6 protein-coding genes and 1 tRNA gene are annotated in these 10,122 nt (G+C 61.3%); all 7 read right to left on the bottom strand.

What is annotated here, in order from left to right:
* Positions 1-31: 31 nt before the first annotated feature.
* The gene (locus ACTO5E_RS08535; protein WP_482302990.1) at positions 32-2,332 is read right to left on the bottom strand and encodes a glycogen/starch/alpha-glucan phosphorylase; all 2,301 of its coding nucleotides are present in this window, start codon (positions 2,330-2,332) and stop codon (positions 32-34) included.
* On the bottom strand, positions 2,274-3,821 hold the full coding sequence (gene malQ / locus ACTO5E_RS08530) for a 4-alpha-glucanotransferase (RefSeq protein ID WP_482302991.1): 1,548 nt from the start codon (positions 3,819-3,821) through the stop codon (positions 2,274-2,276). The genes ACTO5E_RS08535 and malQ overlap by 59 nt, the downstream gene beginning before the upstream one ends.
* Positions 3,822-4,084: 263 nt before the next feature.
* Entirely contained in the window at positions 4,085-4,552 is a 468-nt protein-coding gene (locus ACTO5E_RS08525; protein ID WP_482302989.1) for a GNAT family N-acetyltransferase, read from the bottom strand.
* A 598-nt stretch (positions 4,553-5,150) separates the two neighbouring features.
* A complete protein-coding gene (locus ACTO5E_RS08520; RefSeq protein ID WP_482302988.1) occupies positions 5,151-6,338 on the bottom strand; it encodes a phosphopentomutase in 1,188 nt (395 codons plus the stop codon).
* 11 nt (positions 6,339-6,349) lie between these two features.
* Positions 6,350-7,066 (bottom strand): purine-nucleoside phosphorylase, encoded by a 717-nt coding sequence (gene deoD / locus ACTO5E_RS08515; protein WP_482302987.1) that lies wholly within the window; start codon positions 7,064-7,066, stop codon positions 6,350-6,352.
* 286 nt (positions 7,067-7,352) lie between these two features.
* A tRNA-Lys gene (locus ACTO5E_RS08510) sits at positions 7,353-7,428 on the bottom strand.
* 348 nt (positions 7,429-7,776) lie between these two features.
* Positions 7,777-9,975, bottom strand: a complete 2,199-nt coding sequence (locus ACTO5E_RS08505; protein WP_482302986.1) for an alpha-galactosidase — start codon at positions 9,973-9,975, stop codon at positions 7,777-7,779.
* Positions 9,976-10,122: the final 147 nt, after the last annotated feature.

Genomic DNA, 10,122 nt, shown 5'->3' with positions numbered 1-10,122 from the left:
CGACCCCCGCTGCTCTCTTTTGCCGTCTGCATTATTTCAAATGCCACACGTCCTCATTATACTGGGCGATCGCTCTGTCTGACGAGAAGAAGCCGGCCTTTGCAATGTTCACCAGCATCTTCTTTGCCCATGCCTGCCGGTCCTCATACTGTCCCAGCAGCTGCTCCTTGGCCGCAATATACTCCTTCACGTCCAGCAGCGCCATAAACCAGTCCTTCCGGCTCATGTCCCGATACAGCCGCCCCAGATTCTCCGGGTCGCCCATGCGCATCAGGGTGGGGCTGATGATGAAGTCCAGCAGCTCTGTAATCTCCTCATCCTTCGGGTAATAGGCGGCGGGGGTATACCGGTCGTCCCCTTCTTCGTACAGATGGATGACCTGGTCGCTGGATTGGCCGAAGATGCAGATATTGCCGTCGCCCACCAGCTGGTGGATTTCCACATTGGCCCCGTCCTCTGTGCCCAGGGTCACCGCGCCGTTGAGCATGAACTTCATGTTGCCTGTGCCGCTGGCCTCCTTGGAGGCCAGGGAGATCTGCTCGGAGATGTCGCAGGCGGGAATCAGCTTCTCCGCCCAGGTGACATTGTAGTTCTCCACCATCCGCACCTCCAGCCAGGGGCTGACCTCGGGGTCCTTGGCAATGAGCTCTGAGAGGCAGAGAATCAGGTGGATGATGTCCTTGGCGATGATATAGGCCGGAGCCGCCTTGGCCCCAAAGAGCAGGGTCAGCTTGCGGGCAGGCTTGCGGCCGGCCTTAATCTGCTTATACTTCCAGATAATATACAGGGCGTTCATCTGCTGGCGCTTGTACTCGTGGAGGCGCTTGATCTGAATGTCAAAAATCGAGTCCTCGCTGAGCCCCTTGCCGGTCTTCTCCTCCATATAGGCGCTGAGCTGGGCCTTCTTTTCCTCCTTGATGGCCAGCAGCCGGTTCAGGGTCTCCGGGTCGTCCTGGAAGGGAAGCAGCTTTTCCAGCTCGTCGGCGTTGTGCTTCCAGCCCTCGCCGATTTTCTCGGTGACCAAGGCGCTGAGCTCTGGGTTGCAGTGCATCAGCCACCGGCGGAAGGTGACGCCGTTGGTTTTGTTGTTGAACTTTTCCGGGTAGACGTCCGCAAAATGCTTCAGCTCCGCCTCTTTGAGAATGTCGGTATGCAAAGCCGCCACGCCGTTGACAGAGAAGCCGTAGTGAATGTCCATGTGGGCCATGTGGACCAGCTGGTTTTCGTCAATGAGATAGAGCTTCTCATTGGGGTTGGCCTCGTCCTCCTCCAGCCCGGCCGGGGCAGGGAACTTCTGCCGGACCCGCTGGTCCAGCTCCTGGATAATCGGCACCAGCTCCGGCACAGCCTGCTTCAGGTAGTGCATGGGCCACTTTTCCAGGGCCTCGGCCAGAATGGTGTGGTTGGTGTAGGCGCAGGTTTTGGAGACAATGGAAATGGCCTCGTCCATGTGGATGCCGTCCTTGAGCATGAGGCGGATGAGCTCCGGGATCATCATGGAGGGGTGGGTGTCGTTAATCTGAACCACCGCGTGCTTCCACAGGTCCCGCAGGGCATAGCCCTTGGCAGAGAGCTCCTTGAGAATCAGCTGAGCGGCGTTGCTCACCATAAAATACTGCTGGTACACCCGCAGCAGCCGGCCTGCGTCGTCGCTGTCGTCGGGGTACAAAAACAGGGTGAGGTTGTGGGCAATGTCCGTCTTGTCAAAGTCAATGCCATCCTTGACCAGGCTCTCGTCCACGGTTTCCAGGTCGAACAGATGCAGCCGGTTGCAGCCCCCCTCATAGCCCGACACCACCAGGTCGTACATCACCGACTTCACCGCCCCCCCGGGGAAGGGCACGGTAAAGCCGACGCCGGTTTTTTCCAGCCAGGCGTCGGGGCCCAGCCAGCGCTCGGGGTTTTCATACTGCTTGTGCTCCCAGAAGCTCTGGCGGAACAGCCCGAAGTGGTACAGCAGCCCCACTCCGTCGGCAGGCAGGCCCAGGGTGGCGGCCGAGTCCAGATAGCAGGCCGCCAGCCGGCCCAGGCCTCCGTTGCCCAGGGCGGGCTCGGGCTCGCACTCCTCGATCTCCGACAGGTCCTTTCCCGCCTCCTTCAACGCGGCCCGAACCTCCTGGAACAGGCCCAGATTGATCAGGTTGTTGGACAGCAGCTTGCCCACCAGAAATTCCGCCGACACATAGTACAGCTTTTTGTCCCCGGTAATGGGGGGCGCGGCGGAGAGCTTCTCTTGGGTGAGCTGGAGCAGGGCCTGGTAGATTTCCTTGTTCTCAGCCTCGCTCAGCTTTTTTCCGTCCAACTTTTTTTCCAGTTCTTCTTTTACGCTCATGGGTATCCTCCATTTCCGCCCGGCCGGTGATCACCGTCAGCCGGGCGATTTTTTTGGCAAGCTCTTTGGTACACGCGCCCTTCTCCATGCGCCAGCTCCAATTGTGGGGGCCAACCGTAGAGGGGGCGTTGATCCGGGCCTGGGGGCCCAGCCCCAGATAGTCCTGCATGGGGATGACGCACAGGCCGCACACGCTGGCCTGCGCCGCCCGGATCAGGGCCCACACCCCGGCCTCCGGGGTCTCAAAGCCCAGATAATCCCGGGCCTTTTCCAGGTCCTGGAGGGACGCGGCGTCCAGCCAGCCCCGGGTGGTGTCGTTGTCGTGGGTGCCGGTATAGATCACAGCGTTTCTCTCCAGATTATGGGGCAGATAGCTGCTCTCCTCGCCGGCGGAGAAGGCGAATTGCAGCACCTTCATGCCGGGGTAGCCGCTCTGCTTCAGCAGCCGGTGGACGGCGGGGGTGAGCATACCCAGGTCCTCGGCAATAATGGCCGCTCCCGGCACCGCCTGGTTGACAGCCTTGACAAAGCTCATGCCCGGGCCCTTGCGCCACTTGCCGTTTTTGGCGGTCTCGTCCCCATAGGGGATGGCCCAGTAGCTCTCAAAGCCCCGGAAGTGGTCAATGCGCAGAACGTCGAACATTTCCAGATTGGCCTTGATGCGGGAAATCCACCAGGCGTAGCCGTCCTCCTCCATCCGGTCCCAGCGGTAAAGGGGGTTGCCCCACAGCTGGCCGTCCTCCGAAAAGGCGTCGGGCGGGCACCCGGCCACAGCGGTGGGCAGATTGCTCTCGTCCAGCTGAAAGAGCTCCGGGTGGGCCCACACGTCGGCGCTGTCGGCGGAGACATAGATGGGGGCGTCGCCCACAATGCGCACGCCCTTTTTGTTGGCGTACTTTTTCAGCTTTTCCCACTGCTTATAGCACAGGTACTGGGTGAAGGCATAATAGCCCGCCTCTTTGGCCAGGGACTTTTTCGCGGCCTTGATAGCTGCGGGCTGGCGCAGGCGCAGGCCCTCCTCCCACTGATACCAGGGGACGCCGCCGTGCTGGTCCTTCAGGGCCATGAACAGGGCGTAGTCCTCCACCCAGTCGGCATTTTGCTTGCAGAAGCGGCTGAGGGCCTTCTCCTTCTTGAAATTCTCATAGGCCTTGCGCAGCAGGGGCTCCTTGGCGGCGCGGACAGCGTCGTAGTCCACCCGGCCGGGCTCGCCGCCCCATTTGGCCTTTTTCAGACGCTTTTCGCTGAGCAGGCCCTCCTCGCACAGCAGGTCCAGGTCCATATAGAGGGGGTCCACCGCAAAGGCGGAGTAGCTCTGGTAAGGGCTGTTGCCGAAGGAGGTGGGCCCCAGAGGCAGCACCTGCCAGCAGCTCTGCCGGGCGGCGTGGAGAAAGTCCACCCACTCCCGGGCGGCTTTGCCAAAGGAGCCGAAGCCATAGGGGGAGGGCAGGCTGCTCACCGGCAGCAGAATGCCCGCCTGACGGGTCATCCAGGATGACTTGTTTGGCACGTTTATCACGTTCCTTTCTGTCCCGAAGGGGGACGCGGGGGTTGGTTCCCAGGTTAATAGCATAAATAAATCCGCTTCGAGCTTTTTGTTCTTTCGTGAAGCGAGAGGGAAAGTCTTTGTGCTTGTCAGAACATATTATACCATATCGGGCCAGATTTTTCCATATATTTCGGCGGCCAGAGAAAATTTTTACAGATGCGGGCAAAACAGAAAGACCCCGGGCGGGGCCTTTTCGGGGCGCGCTACCAATGAAACTGACACTCTATGGTCTTCATCATCTCGCAAAAGCCGCACCGCTGATAGAACCGGAGGCCATCGGCATTCTGGGGAAAGACCTGGGTGCGGATAAAATCAGCCCCTAGGGCCAGGCCGTACTCCTTGCTGGCGTCCATGAGCCTTGTGCCCACGCCCTGGCCCCGCAAATCTCTGCGCACGTCCAGGTCCTGAATATACACGGCCCGCTGGGGCTTCAGGCAGGGGACTTTTTTCTGCTCTATAATCATGACATGAGAGAAGCCGGCCACGCTGCCCTGGACTTCGGCCACCAGAATGTCCTGGGTAGGGCTGTCGAAAATGCTCTGAAAGAAGCTGTCGTCCCGGCAGCCCAGCTGAAAATGCTCCGGCTGGTATCTTACCGCGTCCTCTTCCAGCTCTCTGTACAGACTTCGCAGGGCTTCCGCGTCCTGTATGGTTGCTTTTCTGACGAGCATGAGGGCTGTCCTCCTGGGTTTGTATTTTTTGGCGGCTTGGGGCTTTGGCGTCTTCCTGACAGGGGAAAGGGGGGCTTTTCCTCTTGGGCCGAGGGTGCGTACTCCCCGCGCGGGGCTTATGCGCCCTTCGGGCTCCTACGCTGAAACGGGGCGCTCGCCCCCTTGCTCCGCAAGGGGAGGAAGCTTTGCTCCGCAAACCTTCCGCACCCGCGGAAAGGGCCCCGCGTCTGCGCTCGCTGGGCCTTTTCTGTTTCAGCAGCAAACAGGCCGCTGGAAGGAATATGATTTCCTTTTTACTCCTTACTCCGGCTTTTTTGTTCCGTCTGCGCTCAACATGGGCGAGGCATAAAGCGTCTTCTCCTGAATTTGCCGGTCGTGGGCAGGCCGCTGGTCTCCCTGCGGTCGACCGCGCTGGGGTTGGCTTGCCTTCGGCAAGCTGGCGGCGCGGCTTGGTCCCGTTCTGACAGCTTTGTTTAGGAGAGCTTGTGCCTCGCTTCTTTGTTTATTGAGCCGCCTTTTAGGTCAAGGGCAAGGTCGCGAGACGCTGTCTCGCGCTCTGCCAGGGGCCTAGCGCCCTTGGACCGCGTAATTTGGTTGGTTATTGCAGCTCTGCCAGCAGCGAATGGCCTATGGTTCCTTCTGGCATTTTTACTTGGAAATTCTCCGCTACCGTTGCCCCTATTACCCCAAAGCAGTCCTCCGTGGGCAGCGTCCCGCTTTTCTCCATGGCAGGCGACCACCCCAGCAGAGGCGTCTGCTCCCTGGTGTGGTCCGTGCCCCGAAAGGTGGGGTCGTTGCCGTGGTCGGCGGTAATCAGCAGCAGGTCCTCCGGCCCCAGCCGGTCCAGCAGCAAACCCAGCTTTTCGTCAAAGCGTTCCAGCTCCCGGGCATAGCCCTGCGGGTCCCGGCGGTGGCCCCACAGGGCGTCAAAGTCCACCAGATTCACAAAGCACAGGCCCGTAAAGTCCCGGCCCAGCAGCTCCAGGGTCTGGTCCATGCCATGCACCGAGCTTTTCGACTTGTGGGACTCGGTGAGCCCCTCTCCGTCGAAAATGTCATAAATCTTCCCGACAGAGATCACATCCAGCCCGGCGGCTTTCAGGGCGTCCAGGCAGGTTTTGCCATAGGGCTTCAGGGCGTAGTCGTGGCGGTTGGGGGTGCGGCGGAACTCCCCCCGCCGTTTGCCCACATAGGGCCGGGCAATCACTCGCCCCACCCGCCACTCCTCCCGCATGGTCAGCTCCCGGGCAATTTCGCAGCAGCGGTAGAGCTCGTTCAGGCCAAAGGTCTCCTCGTTGCCGCAAATCTGCAGCACCGAGTCGGCGGAGGTGTAGACGATCATATGCCCCTTCTCGATCTCCTCCTCCCCCAGCTCATCCAGAATGGCTGTGCCGCTGGCGCTCTTGTTGCCGATGATGGTCCGCCCGGTCCGGCGGGAGAGCTCGGCAATGAGCTCTGGGGGAAAGCCGGCGTCGGTGAAGGTTTGAAAGGGCTCTGTGATGTGCAGGCCCATCATCTCCCAGTGGCCGGTCATGGTGTCCTTGCCGTTGCTGGCCTCTCGCAAAAGCAGCTGACGGCCCAGGGGGCGGTCCGCCGGGGGGAGGCCCTGCAGGGGGCGCAGATTGGCCAGCCCCAGCCGCCGCAGATGGGGCACGGCCAGACCCACCCTTTCTGCGATGTGCCCCAGGGTGTCGGCCCCCTGGTCGCCAAAGGAGGCCGCGTCGGGCATAGCGCCCATGCCCAAAGAGTCGATAACAATGAGGAAGACCCGCTGATACCGCTTCATGGCTTTGCCTCCTACACCAGCTCCAGGGCCACCCGCATCATGTCCCCAAAGCTGTTCTGACGCTCTTGAGCGGAGAGCCCTTGGCCGGTAAAGGGATTGTCGGAGATGGTCAGCAGGCACAGGGCCTGCTTGCCCGCCCGGGCGGCGTTCATATACAGGGCCGCGGCCTCCATCTCCACGGCCAGCACCCCCATTTTCTGCCAGGCCCTCAGGGCGTCGGCATTGTCAGAGTAGAACACGTCGGAGGAGAGGATATTCCCCGCCACGGTTTTCACGCCCAGCCGCTCCCCGGCCTCAGCGGCGGCCCGGGCCAGGTCAAAGTCCGCAATGGGGGCAAAGGCGCCGGGCAGCTGGTACTGGGCGGCATAGTGGGAGTCCGTGCTGGCGCCCACGCCGATGACCAGGTCCCGCAGCCCGGCCTTTTCGCTGAGGGTGCCCGCGGAGCCCACCCGGATGATCCGCTCCACCCCGTAAAAGTGGAACAGCTCATAGGTGTAAATGCCCACCGAGGGCATACCCATGCCGCCGCCCATTACAGTGACAGGCCTGCCCTGATAGCTGCCCGTAAAGGCCAGCATATTGCGCACCGAGTTGACGCAGACAGCGCCGGTGAGAAAGGTCTCGGCAATGAACTTGGCCCGCAGCGGGTCGCCGGGCATGAGAACAGCGGGGGCGATTTCTTCGGGCTTTGCCTGGTTGTGAGGGGTAGGGGTGTTGCTTGCGCTCATGATGAATCTCTCCTTTGTGATAGAGTCAATAGAAGTGGATGGGATAATTTTACCATATTTTTTTCTGACAAGCAAGCACATTTTGTGAAATGCCCGCCGGCGGAGAGAAAAATCCGCTTTTGGCGTTATCGTTCACGCAGTTGAAAAGAAGCGATACCACTTTTAAGCCCTGGCGGCAAAGGCGTGCCCGCGCCGCTGGGTTTACGTTACGAACAGGCTGCTAACAAATATCGGGAGCGGGAAAAAGAAAAAACCCCAGAAACCGCATGGTTTCTAGGGGTTTTCTTGGTGACCCATCGGGGATTTGAACCCCGGACACCCTGATTAAAAGTCAGGTGCTCTGCCAACTGAGCTAATGAGTCACAGGCCTGTCCGGCAGGGCCTTGAGACGAACTGCCGGACAGCTTTCACTATTATAGCAGGGATTTCCCTCTATGTCAACCTAAATTTTCATGAAAGGGGTAGATTTGTCTCCAGGGCCTTCAACACTTGGTCTGCAAGGCAGGCATACTCCCGCAGCCGGGCGGCAATCTTTCCTGCCCGGTCCCGCAGGGCCTGCAGCGTGATTTGAAACCCGCGCCCGTGGCTTCCAGGCCCTTCGGGTCCTTTTCCCACAGGTCCGCCATGCTCCAGTACAGCCGGTGCAGCTCTGATATCCAGGTCATGCCGGGGTTCAAGGCCCTTCTCCACCCGCTTTTCTCCCACCAGGATCAGGCCTGGGCGGTGAAATGCAGAACCAGGCAGTCGCCGTCCTTGGGGGCGGGCCAGGGGCGCAGGGACAGGTCCAGCCCCGCGTTCATCAGGAAGGCCCCGGAATAGGTCTCGCCGGTCTCCTCATTGGTGTAGAGCTTCTCCGGGTCCAGGCCCACCAGACGCTTGTGCTGGAAGAAGCACTCGGGCCGGCGCATCATCACCCGGGTGTAGAGGACCTGGGTCTTGTCCTGGCTCACCAGCTCCCAGTCGCAGAAATGGGCGTTCTCTGTGGGGTCGGTGAGCCGGTACAGGTCTCCCTGGCGGATCAGGCCGTAATACTTGTGATAGTCCGCCACCTGGGCCTTTATGGTCTCCCGCTCCTCGGGGGTGAGCTTGCGGGGGTCCAGCTCATAGCCGAAGGTGCCCATCATGGCCACAGCGCCCTTGGTCTCAAAGCCTGTGCGGGGGTTGGCGGACACATGGGCCCCCATGCTGGCAATGGGATAGCACAGGCTGGCCCCGAACTGGATGCTCAGCCGCTCCACAGGGTCGGTGTTGTCGCTGGTCCAGATCTGGGGGGAGTAGTACAGCATACCCGGGTCAAACCGCCCGCCGCCGCCAGAGCAGTTCTCCAGCAGAATATGGGGGAAGGCCTTGGTCACCCGGTCCATCAGGTCGTAGACCCCCAGCACATAGCGGTGGAAGAACTCCCCCTGACGCTCAGGGGACAGGGCCGCGCTGGCGGCCTCGCTGATGTTGCGGTTGCAGTCCCACTTGATGTAAGCAATGTTGGCGCCCTCAATCACGGCCCGCATCTGCTCAAAGATGTTGTCCCGCACCTCCTTGCGGCTCATGTCCAGCACATACTGGTGGCGGCTGACAGAGCCCTGCCGGCCCTGGGCGCAGACAGCCCAGTCCGGATGGGCCCGGTACAGGTCGCTGTCCGGGCTGATCATCTCCGGCTCGTACCAGATGCCGAAGCTGAGGCCCTGCTGGTTCACCTGGGCCACCAGCTCCTTCAAGGAGCAGCCCAGCTTTTCCTCGTTGACCCACCAGTCGCCCAGAGCCCGGTGGTCGTCATTGCGCTGGCCGAACCAGCCGTCGTCCATCACCAGCATCTCAATGCCCAGCTCCTTGGCCTCCTTGGCAAACTCCACCAGCTTCTGGCCGTCAAAGTCGAAGAAAGCGGCCTCCCAGCTGTTGATCAGCAGGGGGCGTTTTTTGTGGGCCCACTCCCCGTGAATTAAATGGCTGCTGTACAGCCGGTGGAAGGCGCGGCTCATGCCGCCCAGGCCGTTGGCGGAGAACACGGTCACCGCCTCGGGGGTCTGGAAGCTCTCGCCGGGCATCAGACGCCAGCGGAAGCCGTCGGGGTTGATACCCGCCAGCAGCCGGGGGCAGCCCCAGGTGTCCACCTCGGCCTCGATGAGGAAGTTGCCGCTGTATACCAGGCTTACGCCCAGGGCCTCCCCCTGCTCCTCGCCTGCGCCGTGGCGCAGAAGGGCGGCAAAGGGGTTGTGGTTGTGGCCGGTCATGCCCCGGCGGGAGGAAATGCTCTGAGAGCCGTGGCGCAGGGGCTGGCGCACCTTGGTGTTTTCCTTGTTCCACCGGCCATACAGGTGGATGAGGTCGTAGTCCATAGCAGGCAGGTCCAGGCACAGGCTGAGGGCCCGTTCCAGGTCCACGGCATTGCTGCCGGCGTTCTCAAAGCGGACGCTGCGGGCCATGGCCCCGTTGTGGGCAAAGACCGTGTACAGCAAAAAGGCCTTGACCCCGGTAGCCGGGTCGGCCATTTCGATTTCCAGGGTCTCGGCCTCTCCCTCCTGGGCAAAGGTGGCGGGCAAGCCCTCCAGAGCAGGCTTGCCGGGGAAAACCCGGTGGCTCTGGTAGCGGAAGTCGGTGACAAAGTCCCCGGCAGGGCCGCATACCTCCACAGCGCTGGCCCGGGAGTCTCCCGCGCCAAAGCCGGGGAATTCCTGGGGCGTGAAGTCCAGCGAGAACTGAACATGGTCGGGGTCGTCCATTTTAGGGTTGCGGGGAGAGAAGGAGTCGAACCAGCCCCGGGTCATGAGCTTGGCCAGGGGAGCGGCGTCGGGCACCTTTGCGCCATAGTACAGGTGCACCAGATAGTTCTCCTCGTAGATCATCATGGCATAGGTGGACACGTCGGTGTCCAGCCGGAACACACGGCTGGCGGGGTCAAACAGAATCGGCATAGGGTTCTCCTTTCAAAAACAAGAACGGGAATCAGTAGGATTTGCAGAGAAATACAGTCAGCGGCAGGGCGGAAAGCCGCAGGCAGTCAGAGCATAGGGGGACTTGCGGCCCGGCAGACACGGCGGACCTTGCTTTGTCTGCCGTGT

The sequence above is a fragment of the Acutalibacter sp. genome (assembly GCF_056800975.1).
This window is presented reverse-complemented; position numbering and strand designations above follow the sequence as displayed.

What these genes read in the sequence shown, in the direction of transcription:
- ACTO5E_RS08525 (WP_482302989.1), bottom strand. Translation starts at nt 4,552, where the DNA reads ATGCTCGTCAGAAAAGCAACCATACAGGACGCGGAAGCCCTGCGAAGT.
- deoD (WP_482302987.1), bottom strand. Translation starts at nt 7,066, where the DNA reads ATGAGCGCAAGCAACACCCCTACCCCTCACAACCAGGCAAAGCCCGAA.
- malQ (WP_482302991.1), bottom strand. Translation starts at nt 3,821, where the DNA reads ATGACCCGTCAGGCGGGCATTCTGCTGCCGGTGAGCAGCCTGCCCTCC.
- ACTO5E_RS08520 (WP_482302988.1), bottom strand. Translation starts at nt 6,338, where the DNA reads ATGAAGCGGTATCAGCGGGTCTTCCTCATTGTTATCGACTCTTTGGGC.
- ACTO5E_RS08535 (WP_482302990.1), bottom strand. Translation starts at nt 2,332, where the DNA reads ATGAGCGTAAAAGAAGAACTGGAAAAAAAGTTGGACGGAAAAAAGCTG.
- ACTO5E_RS08505 (WP_482302986.1), bottom strand. Translation starts at nt 9,975, where the DNA reads ATGCCGATTCTGTTTGACCCCGCCAGCCGTGTGTTCCGGCTGGACACC.